Here is an 18,130-nt window from a genome sequence, read left to right as displayed (position 1 = left end):
TTATGCCGCGAATCGATCGGTGGCCGCACGCAGCGCGCGACGGATGCCTGGTTCCGTCGCTGAATGCCCGGCATCCGGAACAACAATGAACTCGGCTTCGGGAAAAGCGGTGTGCAGATCCCACGCGGTCATCATGGGCGTGCACATGTCGTAGCGGCCCTGCACGATGACGGTCGGGATGTCGCGAATGCGCTCAACCTCGTTGATGAGTTGGTTGTCGCTGAACCAGCCGCCGTGGGAGAAGAAGTGGTTCTCGATGCGGGCAAAGGCGATCGCGCGCTCAGGCACTTCCATCTCACCGACGTGATCAGGGTCACGGTGCAGCGTCGTCGTCGCGCCCTCCCACGTGCTCCACGCAATCGCTGCCGGCGTGTGCACAGCGGGATCGGGGTCGGTCAGACGGCGGCGGTAGGCTGCGACAAAGTTGTTGCGCTCAAGCACCGGAATCTCGGCCACGTATTTTTCCCAGAGATCCGGGAAGACGGCGGCGGCACCACCCTCGTAGAACCACTCGATCTCGTGTTGGCGCAGCGTGAAGATGCCGCGCAGCACCAGTTCGCTCACCGCAGCGGGGTGCGTCTCGGCGTAAGCGAGCGCGAGGGTTGAACCCCACGAGCCACCAAACACCTGCCACTGCGTGATACCGAGGTTCTTACGCAGCAGTTCCATGTCGGCCACCAGATGCCACGTGGTGTTGAACCGCATGTCGGCGTTCGCCTCGCTCGCGTGCGGTGTCGATTTGCCGCACCCGCGCTGGTCGAACAGGATGATGCGGTACTTTTCCGGGTCGAAGAAGCGGCGCTGCCATGGCGCGGTACCCGAGCCGGGCCCACCGTGCACAAACACGACGGGCTTGCCCTCCGGGTTGCCGCTTTGCTCCCAGTACATGCGGTGGCCATCGCCCACCAACATGGTTCCGGTCTCGTACGGTTCAATCTCCGGATAGAGATCGTCATTCAGCGATACGTCGTTCATGATCCCCCAAGATCACACTCTTACAGGTCGTTGCCGCTCACGTCGAACGTGGTGCAGGCACTCACCCCATACTGATATCCCGTTGCGAACCAGCGCTGGCGCTGCTCGCTGGAACCGTGGGTCCAGCTCTCCGGGTTCACAAAGCCACCTGACTGCTTCTGGATGTTGTCGTCTCCGACTGCGCTGGCAGCGTTGAGCGCGTCAACAAGCTCTGCTTCGGTGGGCTTGAGCATATAGGTCTGACCGTTGCCGTCTTTCTGCTCAGCGGCGTGCGCCACCCAGGCGCCTGCATAGCAGTCGGCCTGCAGCTCGGTGCGTACGCCGTTGGAGTCTGGGCCGGAACCATTGTTCGGGTACTTCTGCATCACACCCGTGATGTACTGCACGTGGTGACCCCACTCGTGCGCGAGCACGTAAATCTGCGCCAGGTCGCCGGCACTCGCACCGAACTGCTCGCGCATCAGCTGCCAGAAGGTCGGGTCGATGTAGACGGTCTGGTTGGACGGGCAATAGAACGGACCAGCCGCGTTTGACGCCGTGCCACACGGAGTGGACGCCGATCCTTCCACGACAACCATGTCGGGGGGGGTATAGCCGGAGACGTTCTTCTCCCAGAAGCTGTCGAGCACAAGCGTTGCCCCAGCGAGTCGACAATCGTCGTCGGTATTGGCGTCGTCACCGGTCTTGCACTTCTCCAGGCCGGTCTCGCCAGACTGTGCTTGCTCCTGGGTGTCGCCACCCCCACCCAGCATCGGTGCGAGCTGAGAAAAGTCGCCCCCGGTGACAAGCGCCAGAATGAGCGCAATAATTCCGCCGACGCCAACAGCGCCGCCGGCGACCTTGGCGCCGCGGCCCGACTTGCGTGCGCGGTGTCCGCTGATATCCGCGTCAGGATTAAAGGTCATGCCTAACGGTATCGCGATTGGCTGCCCGCCCCCAGTAGCCACCGCTAAAGTAGAACGAGACTCGGCGATGAGCTGAATCTTCGGCCGAGCGTGCCGAGGAGTGCCATGGAACCAATCGAAATCGCCCTGATTTTCGTGATCGGCGTGATTATTATCGCGATGGTCACCGCGCTTGCCCCGAAAGTCGGCGTGGCCGGGCCCCTCATTCTGACCGCCATCGGTCTCGGCGTGAGCTTTCTCCCGTTCGTTCCCGATATCCGCCTCGATGCCGGCGTCATCCTCATCGGTATTCTGCCTCCGCTGCTTTATGGCGCTGCCGTATCCCTACCGGCGATGGAGTTTCGGCGAGATTTTGGAGCGATCGGCGGGTTCTCCTTCCTGCTCGTCATCGTCACCTCGGTCATTCTTGGTTTCTTTTTCACCCTGGTGGTTCCCGGGATGTCTCTGCCGCTCGGCATCGCCCTGGGCGCCATCCTCTCTCCCACCGATGCCGTCGCCACCTCGATCGTGCGAAAACTCGGAATATCACCACGCGTTGTCACGGTGTTAGAGGGCGAAAGCCTGCTCAATGACGCCACCGCCCTGGTGCTGTTGCGCACGGCGATTGCCGCAACGGCTGGTGGCTTTAGCCTGTGGCAGGGCATCGGCGACTTTTCGTGGGCGGTGCTGATTGCCGTTGCGATCGGGCTCACCGTTGGCTGGGTTAATCTGCGGGTACGGGCATGGATACCGTCCACCGCAGCCGCGACCGCGCTCAGCTTCGTGGTTCCTTACCTCGCCTACATTCCCACCGAAGAGTTGCACGGCTCCGGCCTCGTAGCTGCCGTCGTTGCCGGCATTGTTACCGGGCAGGGGTCTGCCCGACACTTCACCGCCGAACAGCGCCTCAGCGATCGCGTCAATTGGCGCACCATCGAACTACTGCTCGAGGGCGCGGTGTTCTTGATCATGGGCTTGGAAGTGCGCGCCATCATTGACGACGCGGGTGAAGGCATCAGTGGCCTGGGCCACGCCGCCATCATCGCCGCCATCGCTGGCGCCATTGTGCTCGCCGTGCGCACGGCGTACGTCGCCCCGGTCATCATGTTCTTGTCTCGACGCACGCGACGATCTGCGCACATCCGCCCCCAGCTGGAGGAGTATCGCACCGAGTGGGCTGACACATCAGAAGTCGAGCGGCAAAGGCGGCTCACGCGAAAGCGCGGCAGCCACGCGCGGAACCCGCAGCGCGACACCGCCAGGTGGACGCGACGCATTGACCTGTTGCTGGCTGACGCCGAATACTACGAATCCCGTCAAATGGGCTGGCGTGAAGGCGTGGTCTTTGTGTGGGCAGGTATGCGCGGCGCGGTCACCCTCGCCGCCGCACAGACACTGCCCCTCGATACTCCGAACCGCTCACTGCTCGTGCTCATCGCGTTTCTCGTGGCGGTTGGCACGCTCGTCATTCAAGGCGGCACGCTGTCGCTCATTGTGAAGGCGCTCGGGCTGAGCGGCTCGAGCGAAAACGAGTCGCGTGCTGGTGAAATTGAGTCACTGCGGTACGAGCTGCGGGCGGCCGCCATCGCGGCTATTTCGGCACCGAATCTGCGCCATCACGACGGCAAACCGTTTGATCAAGACGTCGTCGAACGCACACGCGAGCGGTGGTCTGACGCACCCGACGCGGATTCCAGTGCACGCACGATTGAGGTCTTGGAGTTGCGTCTCGTGATGATTGATGCCGAACGCGTGCGCCTCACGGTACTGCGCAGAGACGGCCGTTACTCGACGGCAACGTTGCGGGCCATGCTCGAAGCGCTCGATGCCGAAGAACTCAGCCTGCGCCGTCGTGTGCACCCCGACTAATGTCAGGCAGAATGGAGGGGGGAGGAACCATGAGCAACGTTGAGGACACCGAAACCAGCCCGGTCGCTGTGCCGCACACCGCTGCCGAGTGCCCGAAATGCTTTGTTGAAATGCAGCAGGACGGCGACTGGTGGCGTGCCCGCCCGGCCGATTCCCGCCTTGTTGGTCTCGTCGTTTCCCGCGACAACATGCCCTCCGTTGTCGAGCAGCGCGATGATCTCGCCCGCTTCGGCGTGCCGATCGAAGGCTTTCGCCACCCCGCTCCGGAAATTCTGGAGTCGTGGGAGGGGCGCCTTGCGCGCTTCTTCGAGACGCTGGTACCCGGCGACGTTCTCGTGATCGCCAGCCTGCACGCGTTGGGCCGCGACACCGACGAAGAGCGTCGCACCCTGGCGGAGCTGCGTAAGCGTGGCATCACCGTCAAGGTGCTGTCGCACGGCGCCCGCCACCTGCAGGCCCCCACCCGCTAACCCGGTCATGCTGTACTGCGGGGCGCATGTGCGCGCCAGCACGCCGCAACGTGGTCATCAACCATGCCGCTGGACTGCATGAGCGCGTACATCGTGGTTGCCCCCACGAACCGGAAGCCGCGCTTGCGCAGTGCGTGTGACATTGCTTCTGATTCGGGCGTGACGGCCGGAACCTCGGCAAGCGTTGTCAGCGGATACGCTCGCTGAGCGGGTGCAAACGACCACATCAGCGCATCAAGCTCCCCTGGTTTCATCTCCAGCACCAGGCGCGCATTGCTCATCGCTGCCTGAATCTTCAGGCGATTTCGCACGATACCCGCGTTCTGCATCAGCCTTTCGACGTCGGCGTCACTGAACTGCGCGACAATCTCGGGGTCAAACCCGGCGAACGCCTCCCGAAACGCGGGGCGCTTGCGCAAAATGGTGATCCAGCTGAGCCCGGCTTGAAACCCTTCGAGGCTCATCTTCTCGTAGAGGGCGCGATCGCCGTGCAGCGGTGTGCCCCATTCCTCATCGTGATAGCGCTGGTATTCGGCGTCGGTTCCCACCCACGCGCAGCGCGCGCGATCATCGGCTCCGGTCACGATTGCTGCGTTGCTCATTGCTGAAGCGTAACGCGCACCGTGAACGTGCCGTTGATCTGCCGTTCATCGCATCAGACCCACCGCTCGTCGCACACAGTTTCCACCCATCCTCATCACCTGAGAGCACGCTGAGAGCCGCCATACCCTAAGGGAATTCCGCAACGACGCGTAGAGAGGAATGCCCCCGTGACCAGCACTACTGCCGATCGAGCGCAGGAGGAACCGGAGATCACCTCCGATCCGACCCTGCCGCCGACATCGCTGAGCGATGAGCAGCACGCCAAAGACACCAAGTGGACGCCCCTAAAGATCGCGATCTGGGTTGGCATTGCGCTGCTCGGTGGTGTCTCCTGGGTGATGCTCGCGCTGGTGCGCGGCGAGACTGTCAACGCCATCTGGTTCGTGTTCGCCGCTGTCGCGACCTACCTGATCGGTTACCGCTTCTACTCGAAGGTCATCGAGCGCTACATCACGCGCCCGAACGACAAGCGAGCAACTCCAGCCGAATACAAGCAGGACGGTAAGGACTACGTTCCGACCGACCGTCGCGTGCTCTACGGCCACCACTTCGCCGCCATTGCTGGCGCCGGCCCGCTCGTCGGCCCGATTCTGGCCGCCCAGATGGGCTACCTCCCCGGAACCATCTGGATCATTGTCGGTGTGGTGCTTGCGGGTGCGGTCCAGGACTACGTTGTGTTGTTCTTCTCGATGCGCCGTGGCGGTCGCACGATCGGCCAGATGGCTCGCGATGAGCTCGGTCGCATCGGTGGCACCGCCGCCATCATCGCGTCGCTGTTGATCATGATCATCATCGTGGCGATCCTCGCCCTCGTCGTCGTGAACGCGCTTGGCGAGAGCCCGTGGGGTGTCTTCTCGGTCTCGATGACCATCCCGATCGCGATCTTCATGGGCCTGTACCTGCGCTACATCCGCCCAGGCAAGATCACCGAAATCTCCATCATCGGCTTCGTCCTCCTGATCGCCGCGATTGTCGCTGGCGGTTGGGTCGCGTCGACCGAGTGGGGCTACGCGATGTTCCACCTCCCCAAGGAGGCCATCGCGATCGGCATCATCATCTACGGTTTCATCGCCGCCATCCTCCCGGTGTGGCTGCTGCTCGCTCCGCGTGACTACCTGTCGACGTTCATGAAGATCGGTGTCATCGTGTTGCTTGCCGGTGCGATCATCATCGTGCGCCCGGAAATCACGGTTCCGGCGTTCTCGCAGTTTGCCGGTGGCGAGATCGGCCCGGTGTTCTCCGGAACACTGTTCCCGTTCCTGTTCGTGACGATCGCCTGTGGCGCGCTCTCCGGCTTCCACGCACTGATTTCGTCCGGAACCACGCCGAAGCTCGTCGAGAAGGAGCGCCAGACGCGCTTCATCGGTTACGGTGGCATGCTGATGGAATCGTTCGTTGCGATCATGGCTCTCGTTGCCGCGATCTCGATCGATCAGGGCATCTACTTCGCGATGAACTCGTCGGCTGCCGCGACAGGCGGAACCGTTGAGGGCGCCGTCGCCTGGGTCAACTCCCTCGGTATGACCGGCGTGCACCTCACGCCCGATGTACTCACGACCACGGCCGCGAACGTCGGCGAAGAGAGCATCGTTTCGCGCACGGGTGGCGCGCCGACTCTGGCTCTGGGTCTCGCGCACATCATGCAGCAGTGGCTCGGCGGCACCGCCATGATGGGCTTCTGGTACCACTTCGCCATCATGTTTGAGGCGCTGTTCATCCTCACCGCTGTGGACGCCGGAACCCGTGTTGCACGCTTCATGCTGCAGGACTCGATCGGCACCGTGATCCCGAAGTTCAAGGATGTCTCGTGGCGTCCTGGCGTGTGGATCTGCACCGGCCTCATGGTGATCGGTTGGGGCGTCATCCTGATGCTCGGTGTGACCGACCCGCTCGGCGGCATCAACACGTTCTTCCCGCTGTTCGGTATCGCTAACCAGCTGCTCGCCGCCATCGCCCTCGCGGTCGTCATGGCCATTGTCGCCAAGCGCGGCAAGAGCTACTTCCGCTGGCTGTGGATCATCGCACTGCCGCTCGCGTTCACCGCTGTCGTCACGATCACCGCCTCTGCCTACAAGATCTTCTCCCCGGTTCCGGCGGTCGGATACTTCGCCAACAACGCGGCGTTCAGCCAGGCGCTGGCTGAGGGCAAGACGGAGTTTGGAACCGCGAAGACGGTTGAGGCGATGGAAGCTGTCGTGCGCAACACGGCGGTGCAGGGCACCCTGTCTGTCGTGTTCGTCGTTGCCGCCATCATCGTGATGATCACCGCGGTCATCGCAACGATCCGCGCGATCCGTAACGGTGGTGGCGAAAACATGGAGGACGAGCCGGTGGCATCTCGTCGCTACGCTCCTGCCGGATTCATCGCAACGCCCTCCGAGCGCGCACTGGAGAAGGAGTGGGAAGCACTTCCTCCTGAGCTGAAGCCGACGCAGGGTCACTGAGATGACCGTGTCAGCGGCAATCGGCTCTGCGCTTCGCAGCGTGCAGTGGTACGTCACCAACCTCATGGGCGACCACGCGTACGCGACGTATGTCGAACATCACGAGCGCACCCACCCCGGTGAACCCGTGATGTCAGAACGCGAGTTCTGGAAGAAGCGCTACGCCGACCAGGCAGCCGAGCCGCGCTGCTGCTAGGCACGCAAAAGAGGGGCACGATCCGCACGGGTCGTGCCCCTCTTTTGTGCTCTGCATGCGGCGTCGGCGCTGGGCGGTACGCGTAGGCTCGGAGCATGCCTGATGCCCTGATCTTCGCCATCGGCGCGGTGCTGGGTGCCGCGGTGGTACTGGGCGTTCTTGCCAGTCGCAGGCTGGCGCAGGGGTCTCGCGATCTCGGTAGCGACGAAGAGCGTGCCGCGTATCGCACGCTGCATTTGGCCGCCCGTGCCGCGCGCGCCCTGCGCGGTGGCGATTCCGCCGATATGTCTCGCGCCGCACGCCACATGCGCACCATGCTGGGTGCGCAAGCTCTCGCACTCGTCGCCAGTGATGGTTCCGTCGTGATGGAACCGACGCACCCGGAGCTGGAAGATGCCGCCCGCAGTATTGCGCAGTCGGTGCGCGATGCGCGGGCCCGCCAGGTTTTTCCGCGGCAGGATGCATCGCGGCACGGGTGGGAGGCCGTCGGTGCGCCGATCCTGGTCGATGAGGACGTGTGGGGCGTCGTGATCGCCTTCTCGAGCCCGGTGCGGGCGCCGCTCGTGCGCGCGACGGGCGAAGTCGCCCAGTGGGCATCGACGCAGCTTCAGCTCGGCGAATTGGAGGCGTCACGCGCGGCCCTTGCCGAAGCCGAGCTTCGCGCGTTGCGCGCACAGATCAGCCCGCACTTTATCTACAACGCCCTCACCGCGATCGCGTCGTTCACGACGACGGACCCGGCGCGGGCGCGTGAGCTCGTGCTGACCTTTGCCGATTTCACGCGCTATTCGTTCCGCAGGCATGGTGAGTTCACGACGCTCGCGGAAGAGCTGCAGGCTATCCACTCGTACCTCGAAATCGAGCGTGCCCGCTTCGGCGATCGCCTCAGCGTGCGACTGCGGATCTCCCCGGAAACGCTTGCCACGGTGATCCCGTACCTGTGCGTGCAGCCGCTCGTGGAGAACGCGGTCAAACACGGTTTGGAACCAGGCATCGACGGCGGGCTCGTCACGATCGCGAGTGTCGATGATGGCACGCACACCGAAATCACGGTGGAAGACAACGGCGTCGGCATGGCACCTGATCGAGCGAAGGCCCTGCTGGAGGCGAGCGCGACGAGTGATCATGTCGGCATGCGCAACGTCGATCGCCGGTTGCGTCAGCTGTACGGCGATGAGGCGGGTCTCGTGATTGAGACGAATGAGGGTGCCGGAACCATGGTGCGGGTGCGGGTGCCAAAGTCGCAGCCCGATCACGAGGCGCCGTAGTCGGCCTCTGCCGAGCGTGCCTGGTGCGGCGTAGAGTGTCGCCGTGACCGTGCACCTTTCCGCCGACGAAGCCCGCAGCATCGCGGTGCGTGCACAACTGTTGGATGCAGACAAGCCGGGCGATGTGGTGGAGGTTGCCGAGCAACTCACCGCGATCAAGATCGACCCGACGAAGGTGATCGCGCCGGCGGAACACACCATCCTGTTTTCGCGGATCGGCTGGTCGTACGAGCCAGCGCAGCTGCGCAAGGCCACCGAGATGGATCGGCTGCTGTTCGAGTTTGATGGCGCATTTCGGCCGATCTCCGTGTTGCCCATGATGCGACCCAAAATGCGCCTTGAGGCCCTGCACGCATCCAGTCGGAATTGGGTGGAGGCGAACCACGTGTTTCACCGCGAGATTCTCGCGCGTCTGCGCGCCGAGGGTCCGCTGCCTGCATCGGCGATTCCGGATACCGCGGCCGTCGCCCACCGTTCCGAGTCTGGCTGGTACGGCCCCAACCAGGTGCCGCGCATGCTGGAGATTCTGCAGCGCGCTGGCGACGTGGCGGTCGTGCGGCGCGAAGGGCGCACGAAGGTGTGGGACCTCGCCGAACGCGTGTATCCGGCTCAGCCCGAGCTGAGCGCTGATGATGCCGCGAGCGCACTCGCGGATCGGCGGCTCAAGGCACTGGGGATTGCGAAGGCAAAGTCGCCGTGGAGCCGCGTCGGCATGGCTGGCGTTGCGGCGACGGTGCAGGGCAGTGCGTGGAAATTTCGTGTCGACCCGGAGGCGCTTGAGGCACTTGATACGGATGCGGGTGGTCGGGTCGCGCTCCTTAACCCCTACGACAGCGTGCTGTTTGATCGGCCACGTCTGCAGGAGATCTTCGGCTTCACCTATGTGTTGGAGCAGTTCAAGCCGAAGGCCGAGCGGCGGTTTGGGTATTTCGCGCATCCGATCCTGATCGGCGATCGCTTCGCTGGGCTGCTCGACGCCGAGCATCGCACAGCAGACGACACGCTTGTCGTCACGGCTGTGCATGAGCTTGACGCCTGGGAGCCGGAGGAGCATGACATGGTGCGCCAGGAGATTCGCGAACTCGCAGACTGGCTCGGCGCCGAGGTGCGCGGTCTCGAGTAGCGGCGAGGCAGGTACCCTGAGAGCGTCGCGCGATGGCGCGCATCCGTTCCGAGAAACGAAGACATGACAGTCGACATTTTGATCGCCGATGATGAGGCACCCGCGCTTGATGAGCTGACGGCACTTCTTCGTGCAGACGCCCGCGTCGGCGAGATCTATCGCGCCTCGTCAGGGGCGGCCGCGCTGCGCGTGCTCAGCGAAGCCTCCGTGTCTGTGGTGTTTCTCGACATTCACATGCCGGGGCTGAGCGGACTCGATCTCGCCCGTGCGCTACAGCAGTTTCAGCAGCGACCTGCCGTCATCTTCGTCACCGCCGACGATTCCCGCGCGATCGAGGCGTTCGACGTGGCCGCCGTTGACTATGTTCTGAAGCCGGTGCGTGCCGAGCGTCTCGCCGTTGCGCTCGGCCGCGCGATCGATGCGAATCTTGCCGGCGCTCCCGCCGTTGCTGACGAAAAGATCCCCGTCACCGTTGGTTCCGACACCCGCCTCATTCGCCGAGCCGACGTGCGCTGGGTGCACGCGCAGGGCGACTATTCACGGCTGTGGACGGCCTCCGGAAGCCACCTCATTCGCACGCCCATTTCTGAGCTTGAGGAGCGGTGGCATTCGGCCGGTTTCGTGCGCATTCATCGCTCGTACCTCGTGCATCGTGATGCCGTCACAAGCCTGCATCTGAGCGGTAATACGCCCACCGTCACCCTCGCCGAAATCGAACTGCCTGTGTCGCGCCGCCTCACCGCATCGGTGCGTGAGCGACTGTTGCGGTCCTAACGATGTCGACGAAGAATCGCGTGCGGGTGACGGCGACGCCTGCCACGGCGACGCTTCCGATCCGCCGCCCACTCACATCGGAGCCGCTCTACGCCCGCGGTCTCGTGCGGGCACAGCTCAGACTCGCGCTGACCTGTCTTATCGGGTTTCTCCTGACCGCGGGGGCCTTCACTCTCGTGCTGTTCACGGTGCCAGCGCTGAACGATGTCGTGATCGCACACGTGCCGCTGCCGTGGCTGCTGCATGCCTACGGCTACTACCCGCTCATCGTGATCTTCGCTGTCATCTACGCGCGTGGAGCAACGAAAAACGAAAACCGTTACCGCGCCCTGCGCGAGGGCGACGTATGAACACCGGCCTGGTGTTGGGTGCCGTCGCCGGGCTCCTGCTCGCGACAATCATTCTCGGCGCGTACGGTCTGCGCATTTCTCGCACCACGAGTGACTTCTACGTTGCTTCCCGCTCGGTGCGGCCCGTCTGGAACGCCTCCGCGATCAGCGGCGAGTATCTCTCCGCAGGCACCTTTTTAGGGCTTGCCGGTCTCGTACTACTGTCTGGTTCCGAGGGCTTCTGGTTTCCCATCGGATACGCGGCAGGCTACCTGCTGGTGTTGTTGTTTGTCGGCGCCCCGCTGCGCCGCAGTGGCGCGTACACGATTCCGGATTTCATTCAGGCTCGCACGCAGTCTCGCGCCGCCCGCCACGTGACATCCGTCGTCGTGCTGGTGATTGGGTGGCTCTATATCGTGCCGCAAATGCATGGTGCCGCCCTCACCCTGCAGGTCGTCGCCGGACTACCACTGTGGGTCGGCGCGGTATTGGTTGCCATTGTCGTCGGCGGGGTGGTCGCGGCCGGTGGCATGCGCGCCGTGACCGCTGTGCAGGCGTTTCAGTACTGGCTCAAACTCACGGCGCTTGCCGTTCCTGTGGCGTTCTTGTGCATCGCGCTGAGCGATCACGCGGCGACAATCGATCCGCACCTGATCTTTCCGGTCGAGCGCGGCCCCGGCGGCGCCGATCTGTACGGAACGCTGTCACTCATGTTGGCTTTACTGCTCGGAACCATCGGGCTGCCGCACGTGCTTGTGCGGTTTTACACGAGTCCTGATGGGCCGTCCGCACGGCGAGCGACCGTCATGGTCATCGTGCTGGTCGGCGCGTTTTATGCGGTGTCATCGACGATGGGGTTGATCGCCCGGATCGCTGCCCCCGACCTGGCGAAGCCGGGGCTGGCAGACACCGTCGTGCTGGAACTGCCTTCGCGCGTCATCGGCGGCGTGTGGGGTGACGTGCTCACCGCACTGATCGTTGCGGGTGCGTTTGCGGCATTCCTCGCCACATCATCGGGGCTCATCGTTTCGCTTGCCGGCGTGGTCAGCCAAGATCTGTTCACCGGCTCTGTGCGCTCCTTCCGCCTCGCCGCGGTCATTTGCGCCCTGGTTCCGCTCGGTTTTTCGTTTCTGACCGTGCCGGAAGGACTCGTCTCCAGCGTCGGGCAGGTGTTTGTGTTTGCGGCGTCGAGCCTGACTCCTGTCATGCTGCTTGGCGTGTGGTGGCCACGGATGACGGCGAAGGGTGCCATCGTCGGCATGGTCGTCGGTGCCCTCGCCTGCGGGGCGGCGATGATCGGTACCGCGCTCAATCTCAATAGCGCGTGGCTCGCCGCGGTGCTCGCCCAACCGGCCGCGTGGACGATCCCCCTTACGACGGCGACGGTGTTCGTTGTGTCGCTCCTCGACAAAAACGGTGCGCCCGCAGGTACTCCACAGTTCTTGGCTCGCTTGCACCTTCCGGAAAGTCACGCTCGGTAGACTCGACCAGGTGGCAACTCCCGGATCATCTTCGTTCTCCAGCGGCTCCTCTGACCCCTACGCGGACGTGCCGTTTGATCCGCATGACGAGCCCGGGTACGACCCGTACGATGATGTCCCGTTTGATCCGTATGCGGAACCTCCTGGCGAGCTGGATTTTGCTGGCGGCTACCCGCCGCCCCGCGCTGACTACGCCCCCGCGCCGGTAGCGTCGCGGCCTCGCGGCGTGCGGGCTTCGCAATATGCGACGCCAATCGAAGCATTGCGGGCGGTATACGGCTACGACGCGTTCCGGGGTGACCAGGCGGCCGCGATCGACCAGGTTGTTGCTGGCGGCGACGCGATCGTGCTGATGCCTACGGGCGGCGGAAAATCTGTCTGTTATCAGGTGCCAGCGCTCGTGCGCGAGGGCACCGGGCTCGTGGTGTCGCCACTTATCGCGCTCATGCACGACCAGGTGGACGCGCTTGTCGCCAACGGCGTGCGCGCCGCGTACCTCAACTCGACGCAGTCGGCCGCGCAGCGTGCCGAGACCGAGCAGGCGTATCTCGCTGGCGAACTCGATCTGCTCTACGTCGCCCCCGAGCGCCTGTCGAACCCGACAACGCGCGCGCTCATCGCGCAGGGAACCCTGAGCGTGATTGCGATCGATGAGGCGCACTGTGTGGCGCAGTGGGGGCACGACTTCCGTCCCGACTACCTCGCTCTCGGTGACCTCGGCGATGCGTTCCCCGGGGTTCCGCGCATGGCGCTCACGGCGACCGCAACGCGCGCAACGCACACCGAAATTACGCAGCGCCTGCATCTCGATCAGGCCGCACACTTTGTGTCGAGCTTTGACCGCCCAAACATTCAGTACCGCATCGTCGCGAAGACCGACGCACGCAAACAACTCGTCTCCTTTATTCGCTCGCAGCCAGAGGGCGTGGCGGGTATCGTCTACGCACTCAGCCGCAAACAGGTGGAACAGACTGCCGAGTTCTTGCGAGCGCAGGGCATCGATGCGCTGGGGTATCACGCTGGCCTCCCTGCCGATATGCGTGCCCGCCACCAGTCCCGCTTCCTCCGCGAAGACGGTGTCGTGATGGTTGCGACCATCGCATTTGGGATGGGCATCGACAAGCCAGACGTGCGCTTCGTCGCGCACATTGACCTCCCGAAGTCGGTCGAGGGCTACTACCAGGAGACAGGGCGTGCGGGCCGCGACGGTGAGCCCAGCATCGCGTGGATGGCATACGGCCTGGGCGATGTCGTGCAGCAGCGCCGCCTTATCGACCAGGGTGATGGCGACCGTGCGCACAAGCAACGCCAGGGCCAGCATCTCGACGCGATGCTCGCGCTCTGCGAAACCGTGCAGTGCCGCCGCCAGAATCTGCTCGGCTACTTCGGCGAAGAGTCGGCTCCCTGCGGCAACTGCGACACCTGCTTGGAGACTCCTGACACCTTCGACGGAACCATTGCAGCGCAGAAACTGCTGTCAACGATCGTGCGGCTGAAGCGAGAACGCAACCAGTCGTTCGGCGCCGGGCACCTCATCGACATCCTGCGCGGGGCGTCAACGGAGCGCATTCGCCAGCACCGCCACAACGAACTCTCCACGTACGGGCTGGGTGCTGACCTCACGGATGCGGATTGGCGCAGCGTCGTCCGCCAGCTCCTCGCCCAGGATCTCATCGCCGCGCAGGGCGACTACGGAACCCTCGGCATCACGGAGGCAAGCACGGCTGTGCTCCGCGGCGAGCGCACCGTCCTGCTCCGCAAGGATGTGCTGGGACGCACGTCAGGTTCCGCTGTGCGCAAGAGCCGGGCGAGCGACACGGTCGCAGACGGCGACCGTGACCTGTTCGAAGCACTGCGCGCGTGGCGTGCGGAGCAGGCTCTCGAGCAGGGTGTGCCCGCGTACATCGTGTTCGGCGATGCGACGCTTCGCGCGCTTGCCGACGTGCGCCCGACGAGCCTCGGTGCGCTCGATGCCATCACCGGCATCGGCGCAAAGAAGAAGGAGTCGTACGGCGAGGGTGTGCTCGCGGTGATTGCCGCGGCCCAGTAGCGCCATGGTGTGGGGCGAGCACAATGGCGGCACGCCCGGAACCCCGACCCTCTTGTTGAAGGTCGCCAAACGGTTGCGCGCTTCGTTGTGGAGCATCTACCGTCATAGTCATTCCCCGCGTTCTGTCTAGGAGAGTCATGACGAATTCTGAAGTCACCGCCGCCCCCGGCATTGAAGGGCGCAGCGGTGAGCCACGCATCGATGTGGCAGCAGTGACCGACATTCTGATGGGCACATGGGCTGACGAGCGCCGGACGGCGCGCGCCATGATGAAAGACCCGGCGTTCTGGCGCGTTGACAGCCTCGGCATGGACGAGCACCGCGAGCGTGTGCTGAGCCAGCTGCACCTCCTCGTCGAGAACAACGCGATCTCGCGCGCCTACCCGGTAGCTTTTGGCGGCCAGGACAACCACGGCGGCAGCATCGCCGCCTTCGAAGAACTCCTCACCGGTGACCCCAGCATGCAGATCAAGGCGGGCGTGCAGTGGGGCCTGTTCGGTTCTGCCGTGCTGCACCTCGGTACCGAAGAGCACCACAACAAGTGGCTGCCAGGAATCCTTGACCTCTCGATTCCCGGCGCTTTTGCAATGACGGAGATCGGTCATGGTTCCGACGTTGCCGCGGTCGGAACCACGGCAACATACGACCCGGAGACCGAAGAGTTTGTGATTCACACGCCGTTCCGCGGCGCGTGGAAGGACTATCTCGGTAACGCTGCGTTGCACGGCATCGCCGCGACCGTGTTTGCGCAGCTCATCACGAACGGCGTCAACCACGGCGTGCACTGCTTCTACGTGCCGATCCGCGACGAGAACGGCGCGTTCCTTGACGGTGTCGGCGGCGAAGACGACGGCCTCAAGGGCGGACTGAACGGCATCGACAACGGCCGCCTGCACTTCACCAACGTGCGCGTGCCGCGTACCAACCTGCTCAACAAGTACGGCGACGTTGCGGTCGACGGCACCTACACAAGCCCGATCGCGAGCCCAGGTCGCCGCTTCTTCACGATGCTCGGCGCGCTCGTCCAGGGTCGCGTTTCGCTCGACGGCGCCTCGTCGTGGGCTGCGGCTATGGCCTTGAACATCGCTATCGTTTACGGCAGCCAGCGCCGCCAGTTCGACCAGGGTGCGGGCACAGACGAGGTCACGCTCCTGGATTACGGCAAGCACCAGCACCGCCTGCTGACGCGCCTGGCCACAACGTACGCATCGATCATTGCGCACGACGAAATCCTGGTGAAGTTCGATGCCGTCTTCAGTGGCAAGGCTGGCAGCGACGACGACCGCGAAGACCTGGAGACGTTGGCAGCCGCGCTCAAGCCGCTGTCGACGTGGCACAGTCTTGACACCCTCCAGGAGGCACGTGAAGCCTGTGGTGGCGCCGGCTTCATGTTCGGCAACCGCTTCGTCGGCCTTCGTCAAGACCTCGACATTTATGCGACTTTTGAGGGCGACAACAACATCCTGTTGCAGCTCGTCGGCAAGCGCCTCCTGAAGGACTACGCCCAGCAGTTCAAGGGCAAGGACGCCGCGCAGCTCGCCGCTTTCGCTGCTGGCCAGACGGCAGGTCGCATTTTCCACGGTGCCGGCCTCCGCGCCCTCGGCCAGACCGTCGCTGACCTCGGTTCCACCGCCCGCTCGGTGGAGAATGGCCTGCGCGCCGACCAGCAGCACGACCTGCTGAGCGACCGCGTGCAGACCATGGTGGCCGATGTCGCGATGCGCCTGCGCCCGGCGAGCAAGATGGCACCGGCCGACGCTGCCGCCCTGTTCAACGAAGTGCAGGTTGACCTCATCGAAGCGGCGCGCGCGCACGGTGAACTGCTGCAGTGGGAAGCATTCACGGATGCTGTCCTGCGTGTCACCGACAACGGAACCAAGGAGGTGCTGACGTGGCTGCGTGACCTTTTCGGTCTCGGGCTGATCGAGAAGCACCTGTCCTGGTACCTCATCAACGGTCGCCTCTCCGCACAGCGCGCTGGTTCCGTCTCCCGTTACATTCAGCGCCTCCTGGTGCGCCTGCGCCCGCACGCTCTCGACCTCGTCGACGCCTTCGGCTACGAGCAGGAGCACCTGCGTGCGCCCATCGCCAGCGGCATTGAGGCCGAGCGCCAGGACGAAGCTCGCGCCTACTACCAGGAACTGCGTGCTTCCGGGCGGATGCCCGTTGACGAGAAGACGCTCAAGAAGGCGAAGAAGAACTAGTTATTTCTTCGAGGGCCGGTGTGCACCATTTTCGTGCGGACCGGCCCTCGGCCGTTGTGGGCGTGGCACGATGGGGGCAGATCATTCGATGGAGGCACCATGACGGACGAAACGACAACCGAGACCACGCTGGTTCGCCGCAATGAGGAGGCAGGCCGCTACGAAATCCTCGTCGACGATGTGGTGGCTGGATTTACCGAGTTCACCGAGCGTCAGGGCGCTTTCCTCTTTCCTCACACGGAGATTGACCCGGCCTTTGGCGGTCGCGGTCTCGGCTCCACCCTCGTTGCCGGCGCGATGGCTGATTCGGCTGCTCGCGGCGACACCGTGGTTCCGCTCTGCCCCTTCGTCGTGAAGTACCTGCGCGGCCACGACGTGCCTGGGCTCACAATCTCGTGGCCGCCGCGTCACGAATCATGACCCGCCTCGACGCTGAGGTCGAGCCCACCGAGCCCACCGAGAAGTGCACGGGGCCGCGGGTCGAACTCTACGACGCCCGGGAGGTTCCGCTCGGCGGCATCCGTGGCATGAACGTGCACCGCGCCCTCCCCCAGCGCGCCCTGCCGATGGTTGGTGCGTGGTGCTTTTTGGACCGCTTTGGCCCCCAACGCACCACGATGCGGGTAGAACCGCACCCGCACATGGGGCTGCAAACCGTGACGTGGCCGTACGCGGGTGAGATTCGTCATCGAGACAGCATCGGTAGTGATGTCACCATCACCCGTGGCGCGTTGAACCTCATGACGGCGGGCGCGGGTATTTCGCACTCGGAGTATTCCCTTGGTGGCGGAGATACCGACCTCGACGCCCTGCAATTTTGGATCGCGCTGCCCGATGACCGCCGTTGGGGTGAGGCCGCCTTTGAGCAGGTGACTGAGCTGCCTGAGGTCTCGCTTGTGGCGCGCGATAACGCCTCAGGTGCCGCGTCGACGGTGGCTGCGACCGTCGTGTTGGGCAAACTTGCCGGAGTTCAATCGCCCGCAACGGTGTACACGCCCATCGTTGGCGCTGAAATCATGATCCCCGCTGGCCACAGCGTCGAGGTTCCACTCACGCACGCATGGGAGCACGCGCTGCTCGTCGTGGAGGGGGCAGTAATCGTTGCCGCCGGTCCGGATACGGCACTGGCCCCGGAACAATTGCTGTACCTGGGCATCCATCGCACGAGCGTGGTGATCGCCGCGGAGCAGGACGCCCTCGTGTTCTTGATCGGCGGCGAGCCGTTTGAGGCTGACCTCGTGATGTGGTGGAACTTCGTCGGGCGCAGCCATGACGAGATCGTGCAGGCACAAGCAGATTGGGCCGCACGCACCGAACGGTACGGCCACGTCGTCGGCCACGGCGATGAGTGGATTCCCGCACCGCCGCTTCCGAATGTACGCCTCACGCCACGCAGACGCGTGTACCGCGACCTCACGTAGCGAAGCGACGAGAGCCACACGGAGCGTCGCTCCACACAC

General features: G+C 64.2%; 16 protein-coding genes. 13 read left to right on the top strand and 3 right to left on the bottom strand.

Annotated features, from left to right (window positions below):
• Positions 1 to 975, bottom strand: coding sequence for a prolyl aminopeptidase (pip, locus tag KTJ77_RS00720; protein WP_217336616.1), 975 nt, complete (start codon positions 973 to 975; stop codon positions 1 to 3).
• Positions 976 to 995: 20 nt separating this feature from the next.
• A complete protein-coding gene (locus KTJ77_RS00715) occupies positions 996 to 1,880 on the bottom strand; it encodes a neutral zinc metallopeptidase (protein WP_217336615.1) in 885 nt (294 codons plus the stop codon).
• Positions 1,881 to 1,985: 105 nt separating this feature from the next.
• Here KTJ77_RS00715 and KTJ77_RS00710 point away from each other — a divergent pair, with 105 nt between their 5' ends.
• On the top strand, positions 1,986 to 3,728 hold the full coding sequence (locus tag KTJ77_RS00710; protein ID WP_217336614.1) for a sodium:proton antiporter: 1,743 nt from the start codon (positions 1,986 to 1,988) through the stop codon (positions 3,726 to 3,728).
• A gap of 29 nt (positions 3,729 to 3,757) precedes the next feature.
• The gene (locus tag KTJ77_RS00705; protein WP_217336613.1) at positions 3,758 to 4,198 is read left to right on the top strand and encodes a recombinase family protein; all 441 of its coding nucleotides are present in this window, start codon (positions 3,758 to 3,760) and stop codon (positions 4,196 to 4,198) included.
• A gap of 5 nt (positions 4,199 to 4,203) precedes the next feature.
• On the opposite strand, the gene KTJ77_RS00700 is transcribed toward KTJ77_RS00705, so the two are convergent.
• Positions 4,204 to 4,800: a DNA-3-methyladenine glycosylase I gene (locus KTJ77_RS00700; RefSeq protein WP_217336612.1), complete on the bottom strand. Its 597-nt coding sequence runs from the start codon at positions 4,798 to 4,800 to the stop codon at positions 4,204 to 4,206.
• A gap of 168 nt (positions 4,801 to 4,968) precedes the next feature.
• Between KTJ77_RS00700 and KTJ77_RS00695 the strand changes: the two genes are divergently transcribed.
• From KTJ77_RS00695 to KTJ77_RS00645, 11 genes are all read left to right on the top strand, one after another.
• Complete coding sequence (locus tag KTJ77_RS00695; protein ID WP_217336611.1) at positions 4,969 to 7,245, top strand: carbon starvation CstA family protein; 2,277 nt, start codon at positions 4,969 to 4,971, stop codon at positions 7,243 to 7,245.
• Position 7,246: 1 nt separating this feature from the next.
• Positions 7,247 to 7,441 (top strand): YbdD/YjiX family protein, encoded by a 195-nt coding sequence (locus KTJ77_RS00690; protein WP_217336610.1) that lies wholly within the window; start codon positions 7,247 to 7,249, stop codon positions 7,439 to 7,441.
• Between the two features lie 95 nt (positions 7,442 to 7,536).
• Entirely contained in the window at positions 7,537 to 8,709 is a 1,173-nt protein-coding gene (locus KTJ77_RS00685; RefSeq protein WP_217336609.1) for a sensor histidine kinase, read from the top strand.
• 43 nt (positions 8,710 to 8,752) lie between these two features.
• Positions 8,753 to 9,832, top strand: coding sequence for a crosslink repair DNA glycosylase YcaQ family protein (locus KTJ77_RS00680; protein ID WP_367948787.1), 1,080 nt, complete (start codon positions 8,753 to 8,755; stop codon positions 9,830 to 9,832).
• A 63-nt stretch (positions 9,833 to 9,895) separates the two neighbouring features.
• Positions 9,896 to 10,606, top strand: coding sequence for a LytTR family DNA-binding domain-containing protein (locus KTJ77_RS00675; RefSeq protein ID WP_217336608.1), 711 nt, complete (start codon positions 9,896 to 9,898; stop codon positions 10,604 to 10,606).
• A gap of 2 nt (positions 10,607 to 10,608) precedes the next feature.
• Positions 10,609 to 10,956, top strand: a complete 348-nt coding sequence (locus KTJ77_RS00670; protein WP_217336607.1) for a heavy metal transporter — start codon at positions 10,609 to 10,611, stop codon at positions 10,954 to 10,956.
• Positions 10,953 to 12,416: a cation acetate symporter gene (locus KTJ77_RS00665; protein WP_217336606.1), complete on the top strand. Its 1,464-nt coding sequence runs from the start codon at positions 10,953 to 10,955 to the stop codon at positions 12,414 to 12,416. The genes KTJ77_RS00670 and KTJ77_RS00665 overlap by 4 nt, the downstream gene beginning before the upstream one ends.
• 10 nt (positions 12,417 to 12,426) lie before the next feature.
• Complete coding sequence (gene recQ, locus KTJ77_RS00660) at positions 12,427 to 14,466, top strand: DNA helicase RecQ (RefSeq protein WP_367948786.1); 2,040 nt, start codon at positions 12,427 to 12,429, stop codon at positions 14,464 to 14,466.
• A gap of 137 nt (positions 14,467 to 14,603) precedes the next feature.
• Positions 14,604 to 16,670 (top strand): acyl-CoA dehydrogenase, encoded by a 2,067-nt coding sequence (locus KTJ77_RS00655; RefSeq protein ID WP_217336605.1) that lies wholly within the window; start codon positions 14,604 to 14,606, stop codon positions 16,668 to 16,670.
• Between the two features lie 99 nt (positions 16,671 to 16,769).
• Entirely contained in the window at positions 16,770 to 17,090 is a 321-nt protein-coding gene (locus KTJ77_RS00650; protein WP_217336604.1) for a GNAT family N-acetyltransferase, read from the top strand.
• On the top strand, positions 17,087 to 18,091 hold the full coding sequence (locus tag KTJ77_RS00645; protein WP_217336603.1) for a pirin family protein: 1,005 nt from the start codon (positions 17,087 to 17,089) through the stop codon (positions 18,089 to 18,091). The genes KTJ77_RS00650 and KTJ77_RS00645 overlap by 4 nt, the downstream gene beginning before the upstream one ends.
• Positions 18,092 to 18,130 lie beyond the last annotated feature (39 nt).

It is taken from the genome of Microbacterium sp. NC79 (assembly GCF_019061125.1).
In the GTDB taxonomy this organism is placed as follows: domain Bacteria; phylum Actinomycetota; class Actinomycetes; order Actinomycetales; family Microbacteriaceae; genus Microbacterium.
Note: the sequence above shows the minus strand (reverse complement) of the source record. Positions and strands in the feature narration are given on the sequence as shown.